General features: G+C 64.4%; 24 protein-coding genes and 1 pseudogene. 8 read left to right on the top strand and 17 right to left on the bottom strand.

From position 1 onward, the window contains the following. Positions 1–112: 112 nt before the first annotated feature. Positions 113–2,908, bottom strand: coding sequence for an XrtA/PEP-CTERM system TPR-repeat protein PrsT (gene prsT, locus CFK21_RS07875; protein ID WP_096366140.1), 2,796 nt, complete (start codon positions 2,906–2,908; stop codon positions 113–115). 323 nt (positions 2,909–3,231) lie between these two features. Between prsT and CFK21_RS07870 the strand changes: the two genes are divergently transcribed. From CFK21_RS07870 to CFK21_RS07860, 3 genes are all read left to right on the top strand, one after another. Further along, positions 3,232–3,456 carry a DUF2970 domain-containing protein gene (locus CFK21_RS07870; RefSeq protein WP_096366139.1) on the top strand — a complete coding sequence of 75 codons (225 nt, stop codon included), beginning with the start codon at positions 3,232–3,234 and terminating at the stop codon, positions 3,454–3,456. Between the two features lie 202 nt (positions 3,457–3,658). Further along, on the top strand, positions 3,659–3,985 hold the full coding sequence (locus CFK21_RS07865; protein WP_096366138.1) for a c-type cytochrome: 327 nt from the start codon (positions 3,659–3,661) through the stop codon (positions 3,983–3,985). 26 nt (positions 3,986–4,011) lie between these two features. Next, positions 4,012–4,359 carry a c-type cytochrome gene (locus tag CFK21_RS07860; protein WP_096366137.1) on the top strand — a complete coding sequence of 116 codons (348 nt, stop codon included), beginning with the start codon at positions 4,012–4,014 and terminating at the stop codon, positions 4,357–4,359. 68 nt (positions 4,360–4,427) lie between these two features. Here CFK21_RS07860 and CFK21_RS07855 read toward each other — a convergent pair whose 3' ends face one another. The 6 genes and pseudogenes from CFK21_RS07855 to CFK21_RS07830 all read right to left on the bottom strand — a co-directional run bounded on the left by CFK21_RS07855 (position 4,428) and on the right by CFK21_RS07830 (position 10,044). Further along, positions 4,428–4,931 (bottom strand): DUF1269 domain-containing protein, encoded by a 504-nt coding sequence (locus tag CFK21_RS07855; protein ID WP_096366136.1) that lies wholly within the window; start codon positions 4,929–4,931, stop codon positions 4,428–4,430. Between the two features lie 120 nt (positions 4,932–5,051). Further along, positions 5,052–6,891: pseudogene (recQ, locus tag CFK21_RS07850) on the bottom strand (DNA helicase RecQ). 34 nt (positions 6,892–6,925) lie between these two features. Next, positions 6,926–7,897 carry an L-histidine N(alpha)-methyltransferase gene (gene egtD, locus CFK21_RS07845; RefSeq protein WP_096366135.1) on the bottom strand — a complete coding sequence of 324 codons (972 nt, stop codon included), beginning with the start codon at positions 7,895–7,897 and terminating at the stop codon, positions 6,926–6,928. Further along, positions 7,894–9,192, bottom strand: a complete 1,299-nt coding sequence (gene egtB, locus CFK21_RS07840) for an ergothioneine biosynthesis protein EgtB (protein ID WP_096366134.1) — start codon at positions 9,190–9,192, stop codon at positions 7,894–7,896. The genes egtD and egtB overlap by 4 nt, the downstream gene beginning before the upstream one ends. A 167-nt stretch (positions 9,193–9,359) precedes the next feature. Further along, positions 9,360–9,776, bottom strand: coding sequence for an alternative ribosome rescue aminoacyl-tRNA hydrolase ArfB (arfB, locus tag CFK21_RS07835; RefSeq protein WP_096366133.1), 417 nt, complete (start codon positions 9,774–9,776; stop codon positions 9,360–9,362). A gap of 19 nt (positions 9,777–9,795) precedes the next feature. Beyond that, positions 9,796–10,044 carry a hypothetical protein gene (locus tag CFK21_RS07830; RefSeq protein WP_096366132.1) on the bottom strand — a complete coding sequence of 83 codons (249 nt, stop codon included), beginning with the start codon at positions 10,042–10,044 and terminating at the stop codon, positions 9,796–9,798. A 74-nt stretch (positions 10,045–10,118) separates the two neighbouring features. On the opposite strand from CFK21_RS07830, the gene CFK21_RS07825 reads away from it, so the two are divergent. The 3 genes from CFK21_RS07825 to CFK21_RS07815 all read left to right on the top strand — a co-directional run bounded on the left by CFK21_RS07825 (position 10,119) and on the right by CFK21_RS07815 (position 11,549). Next, positions 10,119–10,532, top strand: coding sequence for a hypothetical protein (locus CFK21_RS07825; RefSeq protein WP_096366131.1), 414 nt, complete (start codon positions 10,119–10,121; stop codon positions 10,530–10,532). A 185-nt stretch (positions 10,533–10,717) separates the two neighbouring features. After that, the gene (gene cspE / locus CFK21_RS07820) at positions 10,718–10,924 is read left to right on the top strand and encodes a transcription antiterminator/RNA stability regulator CspE (protein ID WP_096366130.1); all 207 of its coding nucleotides are present in this window, start codon (positions 10,718–10,720) and stop codon (positions 10,922–10,924) included. 145 nt (positions 10,925–11,069) lie between these two features. Further along, entirely contained in the window at positions 11,070–11,549 is a 480-nt protein-coding gene (locus CFK21_RS07815; RefSeq protein WP_096366129.1) for a DsrE family protein, read from the top strand. Position 11,550: 1 nt separating this feature from the next. Here CFK21_RS07815 and CFK21_RS07810 read toward each other — a convergent pair whose 3' ends face one another. Beyond that, positions 11,551–12,399: a DUF3014 domain-containing protein gene (locus tag CFK21_RS07810; RefSeq protein ID WP_096366128.1), complete on the bottom strand. Its 849-nt coding sequence runs from the start codon at positions 12,397–12,399 to the stop codon at positions 11,551–11,553. A 65-nt stretch (positions 12,400–12,464) separates the two neighbouring features. After that, positions 12,465–12,713 (bottom strand): hypothetical protein, encoded by a 249-nt coding sequence (locus tag CFK21_RS07805; protein WP_197702930.1) that lies wholly within the window; start codon positions 12,711–12,713, stop codon positions 12,465–12,467. 161 nt (positions 12,714–12,874) lie between these two features. Between CFK21_RS07805 and CFK21_RS07800 the strand changes: the two genes are divergently transcribed. Continuing rightward, positions 12,875–13,168, top strand: coding sequence for a hypothetical protein (locus CFK21_RS07800; RefSeq protein WP_096366127.1), 294 nt, complete (start codon positions 12,875–12,877; stop codon positions 13,166–13,168). Positions 13,169–13,171: 3 nt separating this feature from the next. On the opposite strand, the gene CFK21_RS07795 is transcribed toward CFK21_RS07800, so the two are convergent. From CFK21_RS07795 to CFK21_RS07760, 8 genes are all read right to left on the bottom strand, one after another. Continuing rightward, positions 13,172–14,161: a hydrolase gene (locus tag CFK21_RS07795; RefSeq protein ID WP_096366126.1), complete on the bottom strand. Its 990-nt coding sequence runs from the start codon at positions 14,159–14,161 to the stop codon at positions 13,172–13,174. Positions 14,162–14,183: 22 nt separating this feature from the next. Further along, on the bottom strand, positions 14,184–14,813 hold the full coding sequence (locus tag CFK21_RS07790; protein ID WP_096366125.1) for a hypothetical protein: 630 nt from the start codon (positions 14,811–14,813) through the stop codon (positions 14,184–14,186). Positions 14,814–14,958: 145 nt separating this feature from the next. Next, positions 14,959–16,143, bottom strand: a complete 1,185-nt coding sequence (locus CFK21_RS07785) for a pyridoxal-phosphate-dependent aminotransferase family protein (RefSeq protein ID WP_096366124.1) — start codon at positions 16,141–16,143, stop codon at positions 14,959–14,961. Between the two features lie 80 nt (positions 16,144–16,223). Then, positions 16,224–17,714, bottom strand: coding sequence for a S8 family peptidase (locus CFK21_RS07780; RefSeq protein WP_096366123.1), 1,491 nt, complete (start codon positions 17,712–17,714; stop codon positions 16,224–16,226). 137 nt (positions 17,715–17,851) lie between these two features. Further along, the gene (locus CFK21_RS07775; RefSeq protein ID WP_096366122.1) at positions 17,852–19,858 is read right to left on the bottom strand and encodes an ABC transporter ATP-binding protein; all 2,007 of its coding nucleotides are present in this window, start codon (positions 19,856–19,858) and stop codon (positions 17,852–17,854) included. Positions 19,859–20,160: 302 nt separating this feature from the next. After that, positions 20,161–21,573 (bottom strand): ABC transporter permease, encoded by a 1,413-nt coding sequence (locus CFK21_RS07770; RefSeq protein WP_096366121.1) that lies wholly within the window; start codon positions 21,571–21,573, stop codon positions 20,161–20,163. Next, positions 21,570–22,547, bottom strand: a complete 978-nt coding sequence (locus tag CFK21_RS07765; protein WP_096366120.1) for an ABC transporter permease — start codon at positions 22,545–22,547, stop codon at positions 21,570–21,572. The genes CFK21_RS07770 and CFK21_RS07765 overlap by 4 nt, the downstream gene beginning before the upstream one ends. Beyond that, positions 22,547–24,736: an ABC transporter substrate-binding protein gene (locus tag CFK21_RS07760; protein WP_096366119.1), complete on the bottom strand. Its 2,190-nt coding sequence runs from the start codon at positions 24,734–24,736 to the stop codon at positions 22,547–22,549. Before CFK21_RS07760 ends, CFK21_RS07765 begins: the two co-directional genes overlap by 1 nt. Before the next feature lie 132 nt (positions 24,737–24,868). Between CFK21_RS07760 and CFK21_RS07755 the strand changes: the two genes are divergently transcribed. Then, the gene (locus CFK21_RS07755; protein ID WP_096366118.1) at positions 24,869–25,654 is read left to right on the top strand and encodes an enoyl-ACP reductase FabI; all 786 of its coding nucleotides are present in this window, start codon (positions 24,869–24,871) and stop codon (positions 25,652–25,654) included. The last annotated feature ends 161 nt before the right edge of the window (positions 25,655–25,815 follow it).

The following is a 25,815-nucleotide window of genomic DNA, read 5'->3' as shown; positions in this document are numbered from 1 at the left end:
GCTTTGAATATTTTTAAGCAATAATCCAGCCACATCTACTTCAGCTTGAATTTCAACTGGTTGAAGAATACCCCCCAGGAAGCACCGGGAGTATTGTTAAAATTACTGACACTCAGGAGTCAGCAGCATGATCAAGCGCCTGCAGCCGCATCCGGGCATCGTCGCGACCGGGAAAGGTTGCCGCGCCGGCGAGGGCCGCCTGGAACTCGCGCCGGGCTTCCCGATTTCTACCCTGCTGCTGCAGCGCCACGGCAATGTGGTAACGGATTTCGGGATTCCCGGCGGCACGGGCGTGCGCATGGCGCAGGTAGGGCAATGCCTCACCGGACTGCCCCCGGTTCACCAGGATCCAACCCAGTGTGTCATTGAGCATGGCGGAATCCGGATCGAGAGCATGGGCGCGTCTTGCCGTAGCCAGGGCCCGATCATCGCCGAGTTCGAGATAGGTGTTGGCGAGATTATTGAGCACCAGCGGCGGATTGAAGCCGTCCGCGACCAGGGTTTCATAGGCCGCAGCAGCCCGGGCATGGTCACCGAGCCGCAATAGTCCGTCAGCCAGCGCAAAGCGCACCAGGGAGGCCTGCGGCCGCCGTTGCAGCCAATCTTCCAGCAGCGCCACCCCGGCTTGCAACCGGTCCTGCGCCAGCAGCACCCGGTACTGCGCAACGACAAGGCGCGGGTCCTCTTCCCGCACCAACCCGGCACGATAGGATGCCAGTGCAGCTTCAACCTCACCACGGGCATGGTGAATATCGCCTGCCAGGCGGTAGCCCTCGCTGGAATCCGGGTTGGCCTGCTGCAGCGCCTGGGCCTGTTCCATCGCCAGTATGTATTTCCCGCCCTGAAGATAAAGTTCCGTCAGCATAACCCCGGCGCGGAGGAACTCAGGACGCTCCGCCAGGGCCTTGCGCAGGGAAAACATGGCCGCGGCCTCATCCTTCGCCTGCAATTGCAGTTGTGCAATACGGAACATCCAACCGCTGTCAAAACCCGCGAGCTTTGACATGCGGTCGAGATTCACTCTGGCCAGGTCTGCGCTCCCCTGGGCCAGGTGGCTACGCACCAGCGCCTGCAGCACCGGCAGGCTGTCCTCCATCTCGTCGGAAATCGCCGTTGCCACTTCGGTTGCCGCGTCGGCACGACCCAGTGAAAGGTAGAGTCCGACCAGTTCCAGTGCCCCGTCGATCGAGCGTCTGTCGTGCGCCACAGCCTTGCGCAGCCAGGCGATTGCCGCTTCGGATTGACCCATGGCGCGCTCCAGCCGCGCCATTTCGATCAGTGTCAGCGTATGCTCGGGGTCTGTCCGGAGAATATCCTCGAAAATCGACCGCGCCTGTTGATAGTTCTCCTTTCGCACCGCGAGCTTGCCCAGATTGATCCGGGCAGGCATGTACTTCGGGTCATGTTCGAGTATGGCGTTGAAAGTCGCACGCGCGTCCGTGAAACGGCCGGCTGCAAGTTGAGCGGCGCCCAGCAGGTTCCGCAAACGCTTGTCGTCAGGATCCTGCTGCAACAGCTGCTGCGCCAACCGGATCGCAGCCTGGGGGTCATTGCGCCGCAGATGCAGGACGACCAATGTCATACCAGCACTGCTCGCCAGGCCACCGTTGTCCAGCAGTTCCTGCAGGTTCGCCATCGCCTGCTCGTCGCGCCCGGTGGCAAGACTGACAAGCGCGTGCTGCATTCTTGCCTCTGCGCCTTCGTTGTCATGAGCCATCGCCTGCTCCAGGTATCGCTCAGCCTTGTCGTAGCGACCCGTCTTCACCAACGCTGTTCCCAGCATGGTCAGGCTCTGGTAATCCGCAGCACCGCTCATTATCAGAGGCTCCAGCACATCGATGGCTTGTGTGTACTCCTCGCGCTGAACGTGGATACGCGCCAGCAATTTGCGCGCGCTGGTCTGATCGGGATAGAGCTTGACCGTCTCGCTCAGATCACGATAGGCCTCTTCCCAGGCACCGCGGCTGAAGTTAACCAGGCCGGACAGGAGCAGACTGGCCCCGTCGCTGACAAGTTGCTCACGCGGCATCTGGTTGAGCACCTGCCCCGCATCGGCCAGGGCCTGCTGGGCCTCGCTCGCGTTGCCGAGTCTGCCATGGGCAACGGCCAGCATATAGTTCGCGCGAGGATCGTATGGATGCTGCTCGCGCAGGGTTTCGAGATCCTTCACGGCCGACGCGTAACGCTCGAGATCGATATAGACACCGGCCCGTCCCATCCGCGCCGCCAGATGGCCGGGCACATACTCCAAGGCACGGCCGTAATACTTCAATGCCTGTTCCAGCGCACCGGCGGCATACTCGATCGAGGCGCGTACCTGCCAAACGTCCGCGGCGCCGTCGTCGAGTTCGAGAGCACGCGCAACGTAGCCCCGCGCCTGCTCGACCTGACCCAGTTGCAGTTCGGCAAGGGCCTGGCCGAGCACAGGCTCTATAGCTTCGGGCTGCAGTCTTACAGCATCGGCGAAAACATCGCGGGCCGCCTCGGGCTGACGTGTTTCAAGATGGATATGGCCATGTACGACCAGCAGTTGCGCCTGCACTACAGCGGGGAACCGCTCCGGATCTGCAAGCCCCAATGCCTCCTGATATTCACGCTGTTGCTTCAGCGCGCGCGCCCACGCAACCGTGGTCAGAGACGGGTCCGCACCCAGACGATCCGCGATGCGGAGTTCCTTCTCCGCGCCGGCGGCATCACCGGTTTTCAGATAGGCCTTGCCAAGCAGCACATGGGCGGAAAGGTTGTCAGGGTGTTTCTGGAGAATATTCTTGAGCAGGATGACAGCGGTCTGTACATCATCGTTATTATAGGCCGATAGCGCTGCTTCATAATCGGCACCGACTGGAGCGACCTCAGCTGCGGCAGTCGCCAGCCAGCAAGCGGACAACAACGCCAGTAAGAAACGCATGTGGATATGCACTCCCGACTCTCCTCAAACCCGATTCAGAAAAACGTTGGCTTCTACCATACCTGATTTTCGGCCATCTCCGGGAATCTTGAATGCATGGCTGGCATTACCGGCCGCCCACTGCGAGCGCGGGCACAGTGCGACCATCAGACACTGCGCCTGCATGCGCCACAGAAATCAATAAGCATAATCTAATATTCCATCATGTCGCTGTAGTCCGCCTTCGGCGGACTTACATGAACTCCCCAAAGTCGATAGACTGAGCAGACGCATGCAGCGATTGACCACACAGCTTTGTGATGCGACTGCAATCAGGAGCCTTGATGTCCCGAACAGATGATCATGATTCAGATCCCCCGCCCCTGCGCCGCGTGGTGTTCAGCGTACTGGCGAGTTTCTTCGGCGTGCAGGGCAGCGGCCGGCACCAGGAGGATTTCACCCGCGGCCGCCCACTGGTCTACATCGCAGTGGGACTGGTGGCCACCCTGGCGTTCATTCTCACGATCTGGTTCGTCGTGCAGGGGGTGCTCAGCGCGGCGGGCGCATAACGCGACCCAAAACCTGGATTATGGGGCTACAAGCACCTGTTATCATCGCCGTGCAAAAGCGTGATATTGAGACGATTTTGTTTATAATCGGGCGAACACCGGCCGGAACCGAAACCAGAACAAGACGCCTTTCCGACGCGCCCGGTCCGAGCCTCACAAAATAAACACAAACCACCAACCCGTAACCACGAGAGCGAGGACTATGAAGACAAAGCATCTATCAGGGCTGCTGATGCTGGCTGCCGCCGGCTGCCTGCCGCTGGGTGCGGCCGCCGCGGGCGATCCGGTCGCCGGCAAGGACAAGGCCTTCACCTGCATGGGCTGCCACGGCGTTCCCAGCTACAACAACGCCTACCCCACCTTCCACGTGCCGAAACTCGGTGGCCAGCACGCGCAGTACATCGTCGACGCGCTGAAGGCCTATCAGGACGGCCAGCGCCCGCATGGCACCATGCACGCCCAGGCCGCGTCGCTGAGCGAGCAGGACATGCAGGATATCGCCGCCTATTTCTCCCAGCTTGGGAACTGATACCGATTGCACCGAGGAGTGAACCGATGAAAGCCCTGTCTTATATTGCATCCGCCTGCCTGCTGACCGTGGCAGGCGCCGCGCAGGCCGGCGGCGATCTGGAGCGCGGCCGGGAGATCGCGGAAAAGACCTGCCAGGCCTGCCACGGCGTGGACGGCAACAGCGACAATCCCATGTACCCGCGCCTGGCCGGTCAGCATGCCGACTACCTGGCCTACTCCCTGGCCCAGTACCAGAGCGGCGAGCGCAAAAACGCCATCATGGCGCCCATGGCCGCCGGCCTGTCCGAGGCCGACATCGAGGCCGTCGCGGCCTGGTATGCCACCCGCAGCGGACTGGTGGCACCGAAGGATCCGCGCACCCTGGAACGCTGATCCCGGCTCGGCCGCACCCGACGGGGCCCCGCCATGGCGGGGCCTTTTTTATGTGCTGCGTCGGAGAATCAGGGAAAGGCGGGAATGGTGGGCTCGGTACCGCCGTAGCCGGCCTCGGGATGATGCTTGCGCACCGATGCCTCGATCTCGTGCACACGGCCCTTGGGGACATCCACCATCAGCAGGATCTGTCCCTGCGCCAGCGGCTGTTCGAAGCGCCGCATCTGGCTGTTGGGCACATCCAGGCCGATCATGCCGCCCGCCCAGGCGCCCATGCCGGCACCGACCAGGCCCATGGCGAGGATCGCCCCGCCGGTGATCACCACCTCCGGCATCAGCAGGGCCACCAGTCCGGCGACGATGCCGGTCGCTCCGCCGAAGGTGATGCCGCGTTCAATGCCGGGAATGAAGTCGCTGCGCTGGGCCAGCGAGGCGCGGGGCAGGTCACCCAGTTCGCTGTCGTCCCGGGCCATGACATGTATATGACGATCGTCGATTCGCTGCAGCAGCAACTCCTCGACCGCCTTGTGAGTCACTTCCAGGTCAGGCAGGAGAAAATAGAGTCGTCTCATCGTCCACCTCCAGTAAGTGTGCGGACAGACAGATACGCCCGTTACCCCAAGCCTAGTTCAGAACAGCCGGCTGACAATGCCCGGCGCATGAATGATTGAATGACCGGTGATCATATTTTCTTATGACGTCTGCGCCTCACACCAGGCGCTGATCGTCTGCAGAAAGTCGCTGCCGTAACGCTCGAACTTGGTCTGGCCGACGCCGCTGATGGCCAGCAGCGCCTCGGCGTCACGGGGTTTGGCACGCGCCATCTGGATCAGGCTGGCGTCGCCGAAGATGATGTAGGGCGGCACGCCCTGGGCCTCGGCCAGGCGTTTGCGCAGGGCGCGCAGTTCCTCGAACAGGGCCTCGTCATAGGGACCTTCCGCGGCGGCGGCACGCGGACGCTTGCGGCTGCGTTCGCGCACCCGCGGCCGGGCCAGTTCCAGGTTCCGCTCACCGCGCAGCAGCGGCCGGGCACGTTCGGTGAGTTTCAATACCGAGTAGTTGGCGACGTCCTGGGTCAGGTAGCCCAGGTGGATCAGCTGGCGCACGATGGACACCCAGTCCTGTTCGCTGGTCTCGCTGCCGATGCCGTAGGTGGAGAGACGGTCATGACCGAGTCGGCGGATGCGTTCGTTGTCCAGTCCGCGCAATACATCGACCACATGCTTGATACCGAAGCGCTGGCCGACCCGGTACACGCACGACAGGGCCATCTGCGCCGGCACCGTGGCATCGAAGCGCTCGGGCGGATCCAGGCAGACATCGCAGTTGCCGCAGTCCTGCTCCAGGCTCTGGTCGAAGTAGTGCAGCAGGATACGCCGGCGGCACACGCCGCTTTCGGCGAAGTCCACCATGGCATTGAGCTTGTGCAGCTCGATGCGGCGCTGGTCGGGATCCTCGGTATTGTCCACCAGCCGACGGGCGGTGACGATATCCTGCTGGCCGTGCAGCAGCAGCGCCTCGGCCGGCAGGCCGTCGCGCCCTGCCCGCCCGGTCTCCTGATAATAGCCCTCGATGTTGCGCGGCAGGTCGTAATGGACGACGAAGCGCACATTGGGCTTGTCGATGCCCATGCCGAAGGCTACCGTGGCAACCACCAGGTCGAGCCGGTCGCGCAGGAAGTCCTCCTGCACCCGGCGGCGCTGCTCGCCCGGAAGGCCGGCGTGGTAGGCGGCGGCGCGCAGACCGCGCTCGGCCAGCCGCTGCGCCACCTCGTCGACCCGCTTGCGGCTCAGGGCATAGACGATGCCGGCCTGCTCCGGACGCGTCTCCAGAAAGGCCAGCAGCTGCTCGAAGGGCTTGTGCTTCTCCAGCACGGTGTAGCGGATGTTGGGCCGGTCGAAACCGGTGACGTGCTCGCGTGCGCCTGTCAGTCTGAGCACCCGCAGGATATCGGCGCGGGTCTGGACATCAGCGGTGGCGGTCAGCGCGATGCGCGCGCGGCACGTCCGGAAAATGCTCGGCCAGCCCGCCCAGGCGGGCATATTCAGGCCGGAAATCATGCCCCCACTGGGACACACAATGGGCTTCGTCGATGGCGATCAGGGCCAGCGGGATCTCCTGCAGGCGTTCCAGGAAGCCCTCGCTCAGCAGCCGTTCCGGGCTGACATAGAGCAGGTCCAGCTCACCGGCGTGCAGACGTGCCAGCACCTGGCGGGCGCTGTCACTGTCCAGGTTCGAGTTGTAGCCGGCCGCGGCCACGCCGTTGGCCTGCAGGGCGGCGACCTGATCCTGCATCAGTGAGATCAGGGGCGAGACCACCAGCGCCGTGCCGGATCGCAGCAGGGCTGGGATCTGGTAGCACAGGGACTTGCCGCCACCGGTGGGCATGAGTACGAAGGCGTCCTCGCCGACGGTGAGCTGCTCGATGATGCGCTGCTGGTGAGGACGGAAATCGGTGTAACCGAAGGTGTCACGCAGGACGCGGCGGGCCGCCTCGGCCGGATCGTCGCGGGTGTGGGGCTGCGGGTCCATCCGCCTCATTCTACCCGATCGGGATCGGCGCCGCTCAGGCGGCCACCTCCAGGCAGTGTACGCTGAACAACTGATCGCGATCGGTCCAGACCGCCAGCGGCGCGAAACCGGCCCGGGCCGCCAGGGTCTGAAAACCCTCCACGCTGTACTTGTAGGAGCATTCGGTATGGATGCCCTCGCCGGCCTCGAACCGGAAACGTTGACCGTCCAGCCGCACCTGCTGCAGGCAGTCGCTGATCAGGTGCATCTCGACCCGACCGTGCCCGGGGGCGTAGAAGGCCCGGTGGTGAAAGTGCGCCAGGTCGAAATCCGCGCCCAGCTCGCGGTTGATACGCACCAGCAGGTTGCGGTTGAAGGCAGCGGTCACACCGGTAGCATCGTTATAGGCGGCGTTGAGGATGGCCGGGTCCTTCTGCAGGTCCACGCCGATCAGCAGCCGGCCGCCCGGACCCAGGGCGCGGGTGACATGCGCGAGCAGCTGCCGGGCCTGGTCCGGCTCGAAGTTGCCGATGCTGGAGCCGGGGAAGAAAGCCGCGCGCGGCAGCCCTTCCGGCAGTGCGGGCAGCGCCAGGCCCTGTGAATAATCCACGCAGGCGGCGTGCACCCGGATAGCGGGATAGTCACGGGCCAGTTCACCGGCGGACAGCAGCAGGAACTCTCGTGAGATGTCCAGCGGCATGTAGAGTGCCGGCCGCAGGGCGTCGAGCAGCAGCCGGATCTTGCGGCTGCTGCCCGAGCCCAGTTCCAACAGCACACCGCCGCGGCCGAGCAGTTCCGCCATCGCCTCGCCGTGCGCCTCCAGCAAACCAAGTTCGGTGCGGGTGGGATAATACTCCGGGGTATCGGTGATGGCCTCGAACAACTCCGAGCCGCGCTGGTCATAGAAGAACTTGGGCGGAATACGCCGCGGGCGCTGTGCCAGGCCATGCAGCACCTCCGCACGCAGATCCTCTGCCGGCGGGTGCATATCATGGAATTGCACGGCAGATTCGTGCGGCGGATTCATTCCGCATCCTCCGCCAGTCTCAGCCCCATGAACTGCCAGCGGTCATGGGGATAGAAGAAATTGCGATAACTGGGCCGGACATGGTCTGCCGGTGTGACGCAGGAGCCGCCGCGCAGCACCTGCTGATTGCACATGAACTTGCCGTTGTATTCACCCAGTGCGCCGGCCGGGGCCCGGTAGCCGGGATAGGCCGTGTAGGGACTGGAGGTCCATTCCCACACATCGCCGTAGAGTTGCTGCAGACCCGGCGCCGTGGCGATGCCCGGATGCAGCCGGCCGGCCTCGCGCAGGTTGCCGGCCACGGGCCGCTGCGCCGCGGCGACCTCCCATTCCTGCTCGCCGGGCAGGCGCTTTCCGGCCCAGCGGGCAAAGGCATCGGCCTCGTAGTAGCTCACGTGACAGACCGTCTCATCGGGATTGAGCGGTCTGAGGCCGCCGAGCGTGTACTGCCACCAGTCGCCATCCTGCTGCAGCCAGTACAGCGGCGCCCGCCAGCCCAGACGCTGCACCGTCGCCCAACCGTCGGACAGCCACAGTTCGGGCCGGCGATAGCCGCCGGCATCCATGAAGGCGAGGTATTCGGCGTTGATCACCGGCCGGCTGGCCAGGCGCCAGGGCGCGATGTAGACCCGATGCCGGGGCCGTTCGTTGTCGAAGGCGTAGCCGTCGCCGCCGCAGCCGATCTCCTGCACGCCGCCCGGATATTCATGCCAGTCCAGCGGCGCGGCGCGGCCTTCGGACCGCGGCAGCTCCTCGCGATAGGCCGGCAGCAGCGGATTGACCCAGAAGTTGTGCTTGAGATCGGTCAGAATCAGTTCCTGGTGCTGCTGCTCGTGGTTGAGCCCGATGGCCAGCCGCAGCGCGATATCCGGCCAGTGTTCTGCCTCCGCCTGATCGATCAGGGCCTGCATGTGTTCATCGACCCAGGCCCGGTAGCGATACACCGTGTCCAGGTCCGGGCGCGACAACAGCCCGCGCCGCGCCCGCGGGTGGTAGCCGTCGAGTTGCTCGTAATAGGAATTGAACAGGTAGCGGAAGCGCGGATTGAAGGGCCGGTAGGCGGGCAGGTATTCCTGCAGCAGGAAGGTCTCGAAGAACCAGCTCACGTGCGCCAGGTGCCACTTGGGCGGGCTGGTCTCGGTAATGCTCTGCAGCAGACAGTCTTCCGGCTGCAGCGGCCGGCACAGGGTTTCGGTCATGGCCCGTACCGCGCCATAGTCGTGCCGTGCCTGTTGCCGATCCAGCAGGGGGAGGCTGCTGCCGGCATCGCGTTCCTGCGTCAGGGTCTGACTCATGCCCGTTCCTTCAGTCGTTTCCTGCAGCGCCGTGCGGGAATCACGACGCCGGGACTGTCCCGGAGAGTGCCATGACGCCATGGCGGCTGCAAACGCAGGCGCAGAAAAGACAGGGTTATTGCAGTCCGCGCAACAGGCGCCCGCATGCAGGCATGCATTGAGGATAGTTAAACATCCAGTTTGCGCCGCAGCGCCTTGTCCTGGCCCCGGCGTTTCTTGGCTTCCAGCCGGCGCTGGCGCGCACTGCGCGAGGGCTTGGTGGGGATTCGCCGTTTCGGCGGCGTGAGCGCGCTGCGAATCAACTCGCGCAGGCGCTCCAGGGCCTGGGCACGGTTGCGCTCCTGGGTGCGTGCGGCCTGGGCCTTGATCACGAGCACCCCGTCGCGGGTTATGCGGCGGTCGCGGCGGGCGAGCAACCGCTGTTTGCAGGTCTCGGGCAGCGAGGAGGCGGGGATATCGAAGCGCAGATGAATGGCCGTGGCCAGTTTGTTCACGTTCTGGCCGCCGGCGCCCTGGGCCCGCACCGCGCTGATCTCGAGTTCCTCCTCCGGCAATGTCAGCTCGGGCGTGATCTGCAGGTCCATGGCACAGCTGCGGCCGGACTCAGTCCTTCCGCGGCCCCCCTTCTGCCGGCAGCCCCTGCAACAGGCGCTCGACCTCCTCCAGTTCCTCGGCGGTGCTGCGGGCGATGGCCGCCAGCACTTCGGCGTTCTCCAGTTGCTGCGCACGCTCCCCCGAATCGGGATCCAGGCCGGCGGCATAATCCTGCTTTATCGCATCGAGACGCTCACGCAGGGCCTCCCTGCGCTGCAGCAGCCCGTCGCGGTCGGTGTCTTCGGGATCGATCGGCATGTTCCCCTCCCAGCCTGGCGTGCAAATCTGCTAGGCTGTTGTCCAACTGAAACCATCCATGAGGATAAGCGACCATGCAACAGGATGAAAGCCTCGACAGCCCGCAGATGGACGCCGCCGATCTGTATCGCGAGGAAGTGATCACCGACCGCCGGGTGGGCAGTATCCGGGTGCTGACTCCCGTCACCGCCGAGGGCGCCACCGATCCCGGACGCACAGTGGTCTATGTGGGACAGGCACAACTGATGACCCCTGCCGGGGCTCTGCCATTGAACTTCGAGATCCCTGCCGCCACCCTGGCTGAGGCCGTGGACAAGTTCAGCGAGGCGACCGAGCAGGCCGTGGAACGCACCATGCAGGAACTCGAGGAGATGCGCCGCGAGGCGGCTTCCTCCATTGTCCTTCCCAAAGGTGGCGGTGAGGGCATGGGCGGTCCCGGAGGCGGATTCGGCGGCGGCATGCCCGGCGGCGGCTTTCAGCTGCCCTGAATGCACATCCGGAGCGGATGACAGCAACATGACAAAACCGGCGCTTTTTTACTGTACATATGCGGATGCTGGGGTAAACTGAAATTGATTGCATGAACTCAGGTGTCTGGCTTGCGCCCTCCCCACGCCGTCTTCCTCGCATGCAATCTGTCATCATCGTCAGTCAAGTGCTAGAGGTATGTTTCATGGCTACAGGTACTGTGAAGTGGTTCAACGAATCCAAGGGCTTCGGCTTCATTACTCCCGAGGACGGCGGTTCGGATGTCTTCGTGCATTTCTCGGCGATCCAGGGCAAGGGCTTCAAGACCCTGCTCGAGGGTCAGTCCGTGACCTTCGATGTCGAACAGGGGCCCAAGGGACCGCAGGCCGCGAACGTCGTGGCCCAGGGCTGAGCTCGCTGCAGCGGCAATGAGCATGCAGACCCCGCGCTAAGGTGCGGGGTTTGTTTTTTCCGGCGTGGGAAATGCGGGGCATGCATTGAATTCCGGGGAGCGGTAATATGCGGGGTCTGACGACCCATCCGCACAAGGAGCTCACATGCGCGCCCTGATCCTGTTTCCCCTCCTGCTGATCTGCAACCTCGCCGTCGCCGCCGGCGACAATGCCCCCTGGGGCACGGCGGCCGATAACCAGCTCGAGATCGAGTATGCACCGCACAAGGTGCTCTACGATGTCAGCGCCGGCAGCATGGAACAGTTCGAGGGTGTGCTCGATCGTGCCAGTTATCTGAATAATGTCTACGGCGCCGATCCGTTCGATGCCTCCATCGTGCTGGTCCTGCACGGCGGCGAGATCGACTTCTTCGCCCTGGAGAATCACGACCGCTACCGGGAACTGATGCGCCGCGCCCAGAGCCTGACGGTCGGCGGAATCATCGAGTTCCGCATGTGCCGCATTGCCGCGCGGGGCCACGGCTATGCCCCGAAGGATATACACGGCTTCGTGCAGATGGTGCCGATGGCGGATGCCGAGATCGTGCGCCTGCAGCAGGAGGAAGGCTACGCCTACATGCGCTGATTCACTCGATCTCGAGCCGGGTCAGGCGCGCACGGATCTCGCGCAGTTTCACCTTCACCCGGCGGGCATTGTCCGGTCCGATACGGATCAGTGTCTTCTGCCCGGCTGACAGCGCCTCCAGTTCGGGATCGGCGTACTGATACAACACATGCGGGCGCGCCAGCCGGATCGGGTCGCTGACCTCGGGCGTGGCCAGCAGGTGATCGATCACTTCCACCAGGCGGTCGTTGAAGTAGGCGTCGGGATAGCCGAGTTCCTCGTAGGCGGCCTGGAACAGCGGGTAATAGCGGATATAGAGCCCGGCGAAGGTCGCGGTATCCAGGGATTCCAGCAGACGGACATGGGGGATGTAGCGGCGGTAGTTCTCCGGCCGGATGAAATATTCATCCTCGCCCGCGCCGGCCCGGACCAGAAACCGCTCCGGCGCGGTCTGTACCGCCAGCTGCTTCAGTGGCAACCTGGTCCGCGGCAGATTGTCGACGGTCACCACCAGACGCCGGATGAAACCGTCGATATTGAACAATCCCAGGGCATCGCCGGCGGTGAATACGGTCTGCAGGGCCTGGGCGGCCAGCGGATCGCTCTCGCCGAGTGCGGGCAGTGGCGGCGCGGGCTCCGGTCCCGGCGCCGGCGCGGCCCCCGGCGGCGGCTCCATCCCGCCGCCGTCACCGGCATCCAGGGCCGACGACGGCTCCGGCACCGGGTACTCTGGAGCCGGGGGTTCGGCTTCCTGTATGGAGCGGGCAGGTTCGGGAGCGGGGGTGAGCGTCTGCGGCGGCGGTTGCTGCCAGAAATACAGTGCGCCCAGCACCACCAATACCACCACAATCGCCAGGATTGTCCTGTTCATATACCCCCGCCGGCTGGATCCATGTCAGGGCATTGTGCCTGATCCATCGGCCGGGGAAAATCCCGCTAACTTGCACCCGCCTCCAGTTGGCGCAGGCAGTCCAGTATCTCGTCCAGCAGATCATCAGACTCGCCGGGCGCCGGCATGTTCTCCTCCTCGGCGATCTCCAGTTCGCGGGCATCGTATTCCCAACGCCGCAGGAGTTCGATCTTCTGTGCATCATTCAGATCGGCCCGCGCCATCAGTTCGCGGGGACGGCGAAAGACCGCGGTTGGATCGAGTCGGGCGGTTTCCCATTGAGCCGCATCCATCATGTCCACCTCCGTGATTGAAATGCATGTCAAGCATAGTCGAGTTTCCAGACTGGAGTCGGCGGCTGTCGGATTCAACCCGCCGCCGGACGGGGGCTTGAAATCGGCCCGTCTCGAACAATACTTCCGGTCAGGCAGCGTGCTGACAGGCAGAGGGAAGACACATGAACCACACCGACCAGCTGATCGAACAGCACATCCGGGAGTACGAGGCACGGCTCAAGCGCATTGACGAACTCATGGCCCGGGCCGGAAGCAAGGGCGTCACACCTGCCACACATGCAGAACTGGCCGAAATCCGGGACCAGCGCCAGGCGCTGGCGGGCAAGGTCGAAACACTCAGGCAGACGCCACAGGAGCAGTGGGAAAAGGACGAGATCCGTCAGGCCGGGCCGATGGCGGTCTGGGACGTGGTGGCGCAGAAGCTCGAGCACCTGCTCGAGCGGCTGGAGAAGTAAGCCTCAGGGCAGCAGCAGACGTGGGCGCAACCAGGCCAGGATACGCTGCTCGGCCCAGTAGACCGGCCGCCAGGGGAAGCGTCCGGCGACGAAGCCGACATGACCGCCGTGCGCGGACAGCGCCAGGGTCACGCCCGGCCCCAGATCGCCGGGGTCCGGCACCGTATCGGGATACATGAAGGGGTCGTCACGGGCATGCAGGATCAGGGTCGGTGTGACGATGGCACCGACAAAGCCGGCAGCGCTGCAGCGACGGTAGTAGTCAGCGGCATCGGCAAAGCCGTTGAGCGGGGCGGTGATGCGGTCGTCGAAGGCGCGGATACTGTCGATGCCATCCAGATCCACCTCCAGCACTGCCGCCCGGTGCCGGCAGCGGCGGCGATAGGAGAATTTCAAGCGATTGAGGAGATATCTTCCATATATCCTTGAAATCCCTTTATTCATTCGCTGTACCGCAGCCTCCAGCCGGAAGGGGACCGACACGGCCACGGCGCACTCCAGACCACTGTCCGCGCCGCTTTCGCCCAGGTGCTTGAGCAGCAGGTTTCCGCCCAGGGAGAAGCCCACCGCGGCCCGTGGCGCGCAATCACGCGCGCGCAGCCAGGCCAGCACCTCGCGCAGATCGTCGCTGGCGCCGGAATGGTAACTGCGGGCCAGGCGGTTCGGCTCCTCACTGCAGCCGCGCAGGTGCATGAACCGGGCGCGGCAGCCGGCCGCGGCCAGGGCATGCAGGAGGGGGGTGGCGTAGTGGGAGCTCAGCGAGCCTTCCAGCCCGTGGATGATCAGCACCCCCGGTCCGGATTCCGGACCGCAGGCGGCCAGATCGATGAAATCGCCATCGGCGAGTTCGACTCGCTCGCGGGCCAGCGCAAGGCGCCGGGGCCGGCGCGCCAGCACCGGCCACAGGGTCTGCAGATGTGGCGATGGCAGCCACCAGGCCGGCCGGAAATCGGCCTGGTGGCGTCCCGAGGCGGTCTCAGTCGACCGGTCCATGCCGGGACGGGGAGTTGCGTGCTTACTGCCCGCCCATGACCGAGTTGCGGATCTCCATCATCTGCTGCTGCTTGTTCTGCATATCCTGCAGCAGCGACTCGGTCCTGGAATCCTCGGATTTCATCGCGGTCAGCATGGCCTGGTTCAGTTCCTGGCGGGCCGACTGCACCTGTTCCTGCTGCATGACCTGCTGCTGGGCCTGCTGGAATTCCATCACCGCCTGGCGATATTCGTCGTAGTGACCGCGGCGCTGATCTTCGGACAGGTTCTGGTCCTGGACCTTTTCCTGCAGGGCCTGGATCTGTTCGAATTCCTGCTCGGGCTGATGGCCGTTGGCGCGCATCTGCTCCATCACCAGCTGCTCGAAATCCTCCTGCTGCTGCGCCAGTTCGGGCCGTGCCTCCAGGGTCTTCTCCTGGATCGCGCCGAGTTGCTGCTGCAGTCCCTGCAGTTCGGCCTGCAGTTGCTGGAAACGCTGCACCTGCTGAGTCTGTTCCGGGCTGAGTTGCTGTTGCTGTTGCTGCGCGCCCGGAGCCGGTGACTCGGCGCGCACACCGGCGCTGCCCAGCGCCCCCGCCAGCACCACGCCCGCGGCCAGGGCCGGCAGCAGTTTGCGCAGTGACTGACTGAAATCGGAAACAAATGCCATCATGCTCTACCTCATGGTCGATTACAGCCTGTCACTGTAACAGCCTGCCCGACCGGCTTGTCAAATGAATGGCTCACAGATCACGCGGCCGCGGATCCCGCCGTCGGCAGCCGGCGCCGGCGCCTGTAGGCCAGTGCCTCTCGCGGTGTCAGTCCTGCCCACGGTAACAGGCCATGGCCGCCTCGACCGCCCTGCCGGCGTCGATCTTCGCGCCCATATCGCTGAGCACGGCATCCATCGCGCCCAGGCAGGTCAGCACGTTGGTGCGGTTGCAGGCAAAGCCCATCAGCCCCACCCGCCAGACCTTGCCGGCCAGGGCCCCCAGGCCGGCGCCGATCTCCAGGTTGTACTCCGTCAGCAGGCGCGTGCGCACGGCGGCGTCTTCCACCCCCTCGGGAATGGTGACGGCATTGAGCTGGGGCAGGCGCTCGCCTTCCGGGACCACGAAGTTCAGTCCCATGGCCTCGAAACCGGCCTTGAGCGCCTCATGATGCTTGCGGTGGCGGGTCCAGGCATTCTCGATGCCCTCCTCCTGCAGCAGCACCAGGGCCTCGTGCAGGGCATACAGGGTGTTGACCGGTGCGGTGTGATGATAGGCACGTTTGCCGCCCGAGCCCCAGTAGCCCAGCACCAGGTTCAGATCCAGGAACCAGCTCTGCACCTTGTGCCGGCGGTTCTTTACCACCTCCAGGGCGCGCTCGCTGAAGGTGACCGGCGACAGGCCCGGCACGCAGGACAGGCATTTCTGAGTGCCGGAATAGACGGCGTCCAGCCCCCACTCCCCGACCTTGAGCTCGCAGCCGCCCAGCGAGGTGACGGTATCGACGATGGTCAGACAGTCATGCCGGCGGGCCAGTTCGGCCAGGGCCTTGGCGTCCGACATGGCGCCGGTGGAAGTTTCGGCGTGAACGAAGGCCAGGATCTTCGCATCCGGATTGGCCTTGAGCGCGTCCTCGACCTTGTGCACGTCCACCGCCCGGCCCCACTCGTCTTCCACCATCACGGGGGTGGCGCCGCAGCGTTCGACGTTCTCCTTCATGCGGCCGCCGAACACGCCATTCTGGCACACGATGACCTTGTCGCCCGGCTCGACCAGGTTGACGAAACAGGTCTCCATACCGGCCGAACCGGGCGCGGAGACCGGCATGGCCAGGTCATAGTCGGTCTGGAAGGCATAGCGCAGCAGGCCCTTCATCTCGTCCATCATCTGTACGAACATCGGATCCAGATGGCCGATGGTGGGCCGGCTCATGGCCTCCAGGATGCGCGGGTTCACATCGGACGGACCGGGACCCATCAGGGTACGAACGGGGGGATGAAAGGACTGCGTCATGGTGACCTCGACTGCTGGAATAATTGACTCAAAGGCTCGGGATTCTAGCACCCCGGGCCGGGGGAATACACACAGCGACGTTACGGATTGGAGGCACGCCGCCCGGCCAGACGGCCCACCAGCAGCAGCGTCAGCAGCAGTGTCAGCCCGAGGTCATGGCGATCCTGTCCTGCGAGCATGCAGCCCCCGCCGCCGCTGTCCACGGCGGCCGAGCCGGACTGCGCGACCTGCTGCAGGGCGGCATCCAGATCCAGGATGCCGGCCCCGCAGATCGTCGTGGCGCAGGTGCTGCCCCCGGGGAAGGGCTGCGCCGAGTTGATCAGCAGGCTGGTCACGGTCGCGGGTGAAACATCGCCATCCACGGCGCGCATCAGTGCCACCGCCGCACTGACCTGCGCCGCGGCCATGCTGGTACCGTTGAAGGCCGCGTAATCATCGAACTCCGCTGTGATATCGCCCGTGTTGTGAAGGGTCAGGATCGATTCGAATCCCTCCCCGCCGGGGGCGGAAATCTCGATCTCCGCGCCGTAATTCGAATACCCGGCCCGATCGCCGGTGCGGGTGGTGGCCGCCACCGCGATCACCCCCGTACAGTTGGCCGGCAGCACACTGCTCATATCCGGCATGCCCTCGTTGCCGGCCGCCGCCACCAGCACCACGCCGCGGGCCCGGATCTGGTCGATGATGTCCTGGATGACGGGATCGCAGGAGCCGCTGCCGGCAAAGCTGAGATTGATCACATCGGCCGGGTTGGGATTGTCGGGGATCGGGTTGTCCGCCTCGTCCGTGACCGGCAGCCCGGCCGCCCAGCTCATGCCGGTGAGGATGTCGACGAAGTCCCCGCCGCACCTGCCGAAGGCACGCACCGGCAGCAGCCGGGCGCGATGATCCACGCCGACCACGCCCAGGGTGTTGTCGGCCGTCGCCAGCATGATGCCGGCCACCAGCAGGCCGTGCCAGGAACTGTCTGCCGCATCGTTGCCGTTGCCGCATTCATCCTGGGCCACCGCGTCGCCGGGGTCGGTGGGGTCGGCGTCCATGCCGTCGCCGTCATTGGCCATGAAGGGGTCGGAGACGAAGTCGTATCCGGGTAGCACGCGGCCGCTGTCCAGATCCTCGTGGCCGAGGATGCCGGTGTCGACCTGGGCGATGACCACGCTGCTGCTGCCGCGCGTGCGATCCCAGGCCTCCTGGGCATTGATGCCGTAGGTATCGAACAGATGCCACTGATTGGGATAGAGGGCATCGTTGGGCACGAACTGCGGCTGCAGGCGGCCGCCCGGCAGCTGTGCATACATCACCTCCGGCAGTGAATCGACCTGCACTGCCAGATCCGCGGCCCCGGTGCGTGGCAGGGCGGGAGTGAAATTCAGCACCAGGGTATATCCGAGACGGCGCTGAATGACGAAATCGCGCGCGAAACGCTCGCCGATCCGCTGCAGGAATGCGGTCTCATCGACGCCCTCCTGCAATCGCAGCAGAAGCCGATCATGGGTCTCCGCGGCCAGGGCGGACAGGCTGAAGCCGGCCAGCAGTACCGGCAGCACCAGACGTTTCCAGATTTCAATCACAATGCTTCTCCGGGTTCAACGACATCAATCAACTCTGTGCATGTCGGGTACTGCGCGATCGTGTGACAGAGACAGCCCTGCTTGTGCGCCGGTTCGCGCACATCCGTAGTGTATATACCACCGGCGCCGGGTTGCGACTATTCCAGCAGCCAGCAGCGGGCCCAGTGCTCCGATCCCCGCTCGAAGCGCTCGGGATAGGCCCGGCGGCAGCGTTCCATGGCCTGCGGACAGCGGGGGTGGAAATGACAGCCGGCCGGCGGATTCGAGGGCGAGGGAATATCGCCTTCCAGCCGGATCACCTCGCGCCCGCCGCCGGCATCGAGGGTCGGTACAGCCGAGAGCAGCGCCTGGGTGTAGGGGTGCTGCGGATCGGTCAGCACCCGGTCGACCGGCCCCTCCTCCACGATGCGGCCCAGGTACATCACGGCCACGCGGTCGGCGAGATAGGCCACCACTGAGATGTTATGGGTGATGAACAGGTAGGCCAGGTCAAGTTCCAGCTGCAGTCGCTTGAGCAGATTCAGGATCTGCGCCTGGACCGAGACGTCCAGCGCGCTGGTGGGCTCGTCGCAGATGATCAGCCGAGGTTCCACCGCCAGGGCGCGCGCCACGCAGATGCGCTGACGCTGGCCACCCGAGAACTCGTGCGGATAGCGTCGGGCATGTTCGGGGCGCAGCCCGACCTGATCCAGCAGTTCAGCCACTCGCCGCTCGCGCGCAGCCGTATCCGGCAGCAGGCCCTGCGCCACCATGCCTTCCTCGATGATCTCCCCGACCTGCATGCGTGGGTTCATGGAGGAGAAGGGATCCTGGAAGATGATCTGGAATTCGCGGCGCCGGCGGCGCAACGCCTCGCCGCGCAGCCGGGTCAGTTCGTCGCCGTCGAACCGCACGCTGCCGGCGGTGGGACGCAGCAGCTGCAGAATGGACTTGCCCACCGTGGTCTTGCCGCAGCCCGACTCGCCCACCAGCGCCAGGGTGCAGCCGCTGGGGATACGGATATCGACATCGTCCACGGCATAGACATGCCCGACCGTGCGCTTGAACAGCCCCTTGTGGATGGGGAAATGCACCTTGAGTCCGCTCACGTCAAGGAGCTCGCGCGGCGCGGCCGTGCGCTTGCCCAGCTTTTCGGACGCGGCGACGGCTGCGGCCGCGGCCGGATGTGGATGGTTCGGATCGTACAGATGGCAGCGCACTCCCCGCCCGCCGGTATCCTCCAGCCAGGCGGGCTCGAGCTCGCGGCAGGTCTGCCAGGCGGATTCACAACGCTCGGCAAAGCGGCAGGCATGGAAACGCTGGTTCAGGGGCGGCACGGTGCCGGGAATCACGGTCAGCGGCCGGTCGCGCTTGTCCATATCCGGCAGGGCGGCGAACAGCTTGCGGCTGTAGGGATGGCGCGGTTCCTCGAAGAAGGCCCTGCGGTCGGCCTGCTCGACGATCTGGCCGGCATACATCACCGCCACCCGGTCGGCCATCCCGGCGACCACGCCCAGGTCATGGGTGATCAGCAGCATGGCCATACCGGTCTCACGCTGGATATCGCGCATCAGCTCCAGCACCTGGGCCTGGATGGTGACATCCAGTGCCGTGGTCGGCTCGTCGGCGATCAGCAGGTCCGGCTCGCCGGCCAGCGCCATGGCGATCATCACCCGCTGCTTCATGCCGCCGGAGAGCTGATGCGGGTATTCGTCCACCCGGCGGGCGGGATCGGGGATCCCGACCAGGTCCAGCAGCTCGACGGCCCGGGCCGTCGCCGCCCGTCCCTGCAGACCCTTGTGCGCGGCCAGCACCTCGCCGATCTGACGGCCGACCGTCATCACCGGGTTGAGCGAGGTCATGGGCTCCTGGAAGATCATGGCGATGCGCCCGCCGCGGATGCGGCGCATGCCCACCTCGGGCAGCGCCAGCAGATCCTGCCCCTCCAGCAGCACCTGCCCGCCGGCGATGTGCCCGGCCGGCTGCGGCAGCAGCCGCAGCAGCGCCAGCGCGGTCATGGATTTGCCGCAGCCGGATTCACCCAGCAGCGCCAGGGTCTCGCCGCGATCGATCTCCAGGCTGATCCCGTCGACGGCGCGCACCGCGCCCTCGCCCGCGCCGAAGCGCACCTGCAGATCCCGGACTGTGAGCAGCTTGTCGGACATTATTTACCCAGTAGTGAAAGGATTTCCATTACCACAAAGTGCACAAAGGACATCAGAATACATAAAGCCCGTTTTCCGTCTCCCCGTCATCCCGGCGCAGGCCGGACAAAAGCGCGGAGCGCGTTGAACGCCCGCAGGGCGGCCCGAAGGGCGAGCGAAGCGAGTAATCCAGTAACCGCAGCGGCATCTGGATTCCCGCCTGCGCGGGAATGACGGCTTCGTGAATTTTGCGATGAAATCAAGTAAAGCAGTGTCTTTGTTTCCTTCGTGCCCATTGCGTTCCCGTCACCAGGCCCCGGACATCACCCACGCTGCTCCCGCAGCCGCGGGTCGAAGGCATCGCGGACCACATCGGAAAACAGGTTCGCCGCCAGCACCAGGGTGAACATGAAAATGAAGGCGGCCAACAGCGACCACCAGACCATGGGTTCGCGCGCCATCTCCAGGCGGGCGCGGTTGATCATGTTGCCCCAGCTGTTCATGGTCGGATCCACGCCGACGCCGACATAGGACAGTACCGCCTCGGCCAGCACCAGGCCGCTGAAGTCCAGCACCACGGCGATCAGCACGATGTGCATCACATTGGGCAGGATGTGGCGCAGGATGACCACGAAATTCGGCACGCCGAAGGCGGTGGCGGCCTGGATATAGTCCAATTCGCGCAGTTTCAGGGTTTCTCCGCGCAGCATGCGGCACAGACCGGTCCAACTGGTCACGCCGAGTATGATGCACAGGAACAGCAGTCGCAGGTCGGCCCGCTCGGCCATGGTCTCGAACAACTCCGGATGGGTATCCATGTAGACCTGCATCATCAGCACCGCGGCGGCGATCAGCAGCACCCCGGGGATGGAATTCAGCGTGGTGTAGAGATACTGGATGACATCATCCACCCAGCCGCGGAAATAGCCGGCCATGATCCCGAGCAGGACGGCGAAGGGCAGCATGATGAGAGTGGTCAGGGTACCGATGACCAATCCGGTGCGGACGCTTTTCAGGGCCTGATAGAAGACATCCTGCCCCACCTTGTCAGTGCCGAAAACGTGGTAGGCCCCGGCCAGGTTGATGCTGGCGAACAACAGCCAGAGCAGCGCACCCAGGGTCAGCAGGAGTGTGGGCAGCGGCAGCGCCGTGCCGCCGCGCAGGCTTCTGCCCAGTGCCGGGCCCAGTCCCTGCCGGTAGCGCCTGGCCACCAGGGCGGAGGTGATGAGCAGCACCAGCCCCATGCCAGCCAGGGTCTGCAGCGTGGCCAGCCCGAGACGGCGGGCGATGTCCGGTCCCCGCTCGTTTACCGGGTCGGCCAGGTGCGCCGCGCCATATTCCAGCCGCGGGTAATCCCGGACCTGGCTGCCGTCGGGGCGCTCGATCATCTCCTTCATGTACAGCCAGGCCGAGAACGGCGCCGAATAGGTCTTCTCCACCTGGGTACGCAGCGGTCCGACCAGTTTGTCGAACAGGCTCAGCACCTCGCCGGAATAATGCACCTCCTCGCCCGCCGCCTGGTCCGGAAGGGCCTCGCGGAAATGCAGCGAGTCCAGCAGCCCGATCAGAACGAAGGCCAACAGCACCACCAGCGCGGACATGCCCATGCGGCTGCGGATCACCCGCTGCCAGGGCTCGCGCAGGTGGGGCTTGCGGCGCATGTAGAGACCCGTGAAGACGATGACCGCCACCAGCAGCCAGATCAGCGCATCGGTCCAGAGGATCACCGGCTTCATGACAGGCGTATCCTCGGGTCGACCAGGGTGTAGGAGATATCGGTCAGCAGCAGGCCGAGGATGTAGAGCACCGAGCCTAGGAAGACCATGGAACGCACGATGGCGAAATCCTGATTCTGGATGGCATCGATGGTGTAGCTGCCCAGGCCCGGGATACCGAAGAAGGACTCCATGATCAGACTGCCCATGAACAGCAGCGGCAGGATGACCACGATGTTGGTCAGCACCGGGATCATGGCGTTCTTGAGCACGTGGCGGAACATCAGGCGCGGCTCGCTGGTGCCCTTGGCGCGCGCCGTACGGACATAGTCGCGGCCCAGTTCCTCCAGGAAGATGGCACGGTAGAAGCGGCCATTGCTGCCGATGGCGGCGACCACGCCGATCAGCACCGGGAGAATGGTGAACTTGAGCGCCTGCCAGCCGGTATCGAAACCGGAAATCGGCACCAGGTGCAGCATCTTGCCCACCAGATACTGACCGCCGATGATATAGAACAGCGCCGAGATCGACATCAGGACAATGCACAACACCACGCCGCCGATGTCGATGTAGCTGCCGCGGAAAAAGGCCAGCAGCAGCGCGAAGCTCAGATAGACCGCCAGCCCGATCAGCAGGGTCGGCAGGGCGATCAGCAGGCTCGGCCACATGCGCTGGCGGATATCATGGCCGATGTCACGGCCGCTGTCGGACTGACCGAACTGGAAAGCGAACAGCTTGACCGACTTCTCAAAGAAGATGGTATCGGTCAGGCTATCGACCCCGTCCGCCGCCGCATTGTACAGCAGCGGCCGGTCATAGCCGTGTTCGGCCTTCCAGGATTCGATCGCCTCAGGCGTGACCCGCTTCATGCCCAGGTGCATGCGCGCCATGTCGTCGGGGGTGTTGACCACGAAGAACAGGGCGAAGGTGATCAGGTTGACCCCGATCAATATCGGCAGGGCGTAGAGGACGCGGCGGAAGATGTAGGCCAGCATCAGTCCTGCCTTCCGCGCATGTACATGCGCCGGCGGTAGCCGATCACAGCCGGCACGGTTGCCGCCACGAGCAGGATGCCAGCCAATACCAGCGGCCACAGCATCGGCGAGTTCCACTCCCGTCGCAGACGCTGGCGCAGTTCGGTGTCAATACGCTTGTACTTGAGTGTGTTGCGCGCCATCAGATTGGGTTTGTTGTTCTTCAGCCAGGCATGATGCAGACTGAAGCTCTTGGGATAAAAGCCCCAGAGCCAGGGACCGTCACGGCGGGCAATGGCCAGCATCTCGTCGATCAGCGCCTGACGCTGCGGACCATTGTCCATGTTCTTCATCCGTTCGAACAGCCGGTCGAATTCCCCGTTGCGGTAATTGGCCGCATTCTCGCCGTTCTTCTCCGCCTTGCTGTTCTCGCCATAGAGCAGGAACAGGAAGTTCTCCGGATCCGGGTAATCGGCATTCCAGCCCCACTGGAAGATCTGCGCCGTGCCGTTGCGCATCTTGTCCTGGAAGCGGTTGTAGTCGGTGGCGCGGATCACCAGCTGAATATCAAGTTTATCGAACTGCTTGCGCAGCCAGTCCATGCGCGCCTTGTCGTCCGGCCCGCCGCCGGTGGTGTCGAAATACAGCACCAGTGGGCTGCCGGTTTCGGCGTCGCGCCCTCCGGGATAGCCGGCCTCGGCCAGCAGGCGTCTGGCCGCCTCGATCGGTCTGCGCTGCGGCTCGCCGTCGATCCAGTCATAGACATGGGGATTGATGCCGGCCTCGCCGTCACGATGGCCGAAAATCCCCGGTGGGATCGGCCCCTGCGCCGGTACGCCGCGGCCATTGAGGAAGATGGAAATGAACTCCTCGTAATCCATGGCGATGGCAATGGCGCGGCGCAGTTTGCGGGCGCGTTCGCTGTCACCGCCCACCACCGGATCGAGCATGTTGAAGCCCATGTAGAAGATGGAAGTAGCCACCGCAGTCTGCAGCCTGATGCCCTTTTCCTGCATGTCCTGCGTAAGCCCGACCTCGCCGCCCTCGCCCACCTTGATGGCCTGGTCGAAACTGTCGGAACTGATGCCGGAACTGTCGTAATATCCCTGCAGGAACTTGTTCCAGTAGGGAATCTGTTCCTTCTCCAGCTTGAACACTGCCTTATCGATGAAGGGAATGGGCTTGCCGGTGTCCTGCAGCAGCCCCGCCTCGCGGTCGCCGGGCTCGCCCTCGGCAGGATAGGTCTCGCCGCGGAAATTGGGATTGCGCTCCAGCACCATTTCCAGGTTCGGGTTGTTCACGGTCAGGCGGTAGGGGCCGGTGCCCACCGGATACCAGTCGAGTGTCAGGTTGCGTGACTTCATACCGGGCTGGGAGAAGAAATAGTCCACCTCCCACGGCACCGGCGCAAAGAAGGGCATGGCCAGCCAGTAGACCATCTGCGGATAGCGTCCCTTGATGCGGATGCGATAGGTATAGCGGTCGATGGCCTCGACTCCCGGCAGCGGATGTTCGCGCAGGTCGAGATAGAGACCGTCATTGTTCCCGTTGCTCTGCTTGAGTTCATTCCAGACCCGCCCCAAGGTGTCGGCATAGTCGGCCAGACCCACGATGTACTCGCTCATCAGGCCCAGGATCGGCGAATGCAGCGCCGGGTGGGCAAGGCGCTTGATCTGGTAGACGAAATCCGACGCCACCAGTTCCCGGCTCCCGGTATGCGGGAAATCCTGCAGGGCGTGACGGCCTTCCATCTCGCCCGGGCTCAGTTCATGGTAGAGGTACTCGCCTGCCTCATTTGCGGCAAAGGCCGGGTGCGGTTGATAGCGTATCCCCGGCCGGATTCTGATGCGGTATTCACTGTAGGCCACGTCCCCGGCCGGCGCATCCGCGGGCAACTCATTGCCTGCAGCATCCAGATACACGGGTTCGGGAACGGTCTCGGCCGAGCGCGGGATCAGCTCGTAGGGACGCTTGAGATAGTGGTACTGCAGCGGCGGCTCATAGATCTGGCCCAGGAACACCACCTCGTTGGAACTGTAGGAACGGGCCGGGTCCAGGTGCTTGGGACGTTCCTCGAAGGAAGAGTAGAGAATGTTCTCGGCCTGCTCGCCGGCGGGATAGGGACTGTTCCAGGGCTGCTCATCGCAGCCGGACAGTAGCAGCCAGCAGAGTGCGAGCAGGCCACCGAGCTGTTTTATCGGTATTGTCATGGACTTGCATTATAGCGATGTGCCAACCGGATGCAGCAAGCGATTTTGCCTCCGGCATGACCGCCCTTTCCGTGACCGGCGTTTTTCGGTACCTTACCGGGTTTCCCACATGGACATACGAAGGACAGGGTTATGGGATTTCTCGCCGGAAAACGCGCACTCATCGTCGGCCTGGCCAGCAACCGCTCCATCGCCTGGGGCATCGCCCAGGCCATGCAGCGTGAAGGCGCGGAACTGGCCTTTACCTACCAGAACGAAAAGCTCCAGGGCCGGGTCGAGAAAATGGCTGGCGAACTGGGCTCGGACATCACCCTGCCGCTGGACGTGAGTTCGGATGAGCAGATCGACAAGGTCTTCACCGAACTGGGCAAGCGCTGGGACGGCCTGGATATCCTGGTCCATTCCGTGGCCTTTGCCCCCAAGGAGGCGCTGGAAGGCAGCTTCGTCGACAGCGTGACCCGCGACAACTTTGCCACCGCCCATGACATCAGTTCCTACAGCTTCGCCGCCCTGGCCAAGGCGGCGCGTCCGCTGATGGCCGGCCGCAACGGCGCCCTGCTCACCCTGAGCTACCTGGGGGCGGTGCGCGCCATGCCCAGCTACAACGTCATGGGTCTGGCCAAGGCCAGCCTGGAGGCCAACGTGCGCTTTCTGGCCTACAGCCTGGGCCCGGAAGGCACCCGGGTGAATGCCGTCTCGGCCGGCCCGATCCGCACCCTGGCCGCCTCCGGCATCGGCAACTTCCGCAAGCTGCTGGAGTATGGCGAGCAGAACGCCCCGCTGCGGCGCAATGTCAGCATCGAGGAAGTCGGCAACGCCGCCGCCTTCCTGTGCTCGGACCTGGCCAGCGGCATCACCGGCGAGATCACCTATGTCGACGGCGGCTACAACATCGTCGGCGCGCCGGAGATGGAATAGAGGGGTTGTGAACGATTGCGGCTTCAACGCAGAGGACGCAGAGACGCGAAGGCGCAGAGTTTTTCAAAGATAAAGGTACTTGCTTCAGCTGCGTCATCCCCGCGAAGGCGGGGATCCAGCGTCTGACTATCCTGCGCAATACTGGATTCCCGCCTTCGCGG

The organism is Thiohalobacter thiocyanaticus (genome assembly GCF_002356355.1).
Classification (GTDB): Bacteria; Pseudomonadota; Gammaproteobacteria; order Thiohalobacterales; family Thiohalobacteraceae; genus Thiohalobacter; species Thiohalobacter thiocyanaticus_A.
Note: the sequence above shows the minus strand (reverse complement) of the source record. Positions and strands in the feature narration are given on the sequence as shown.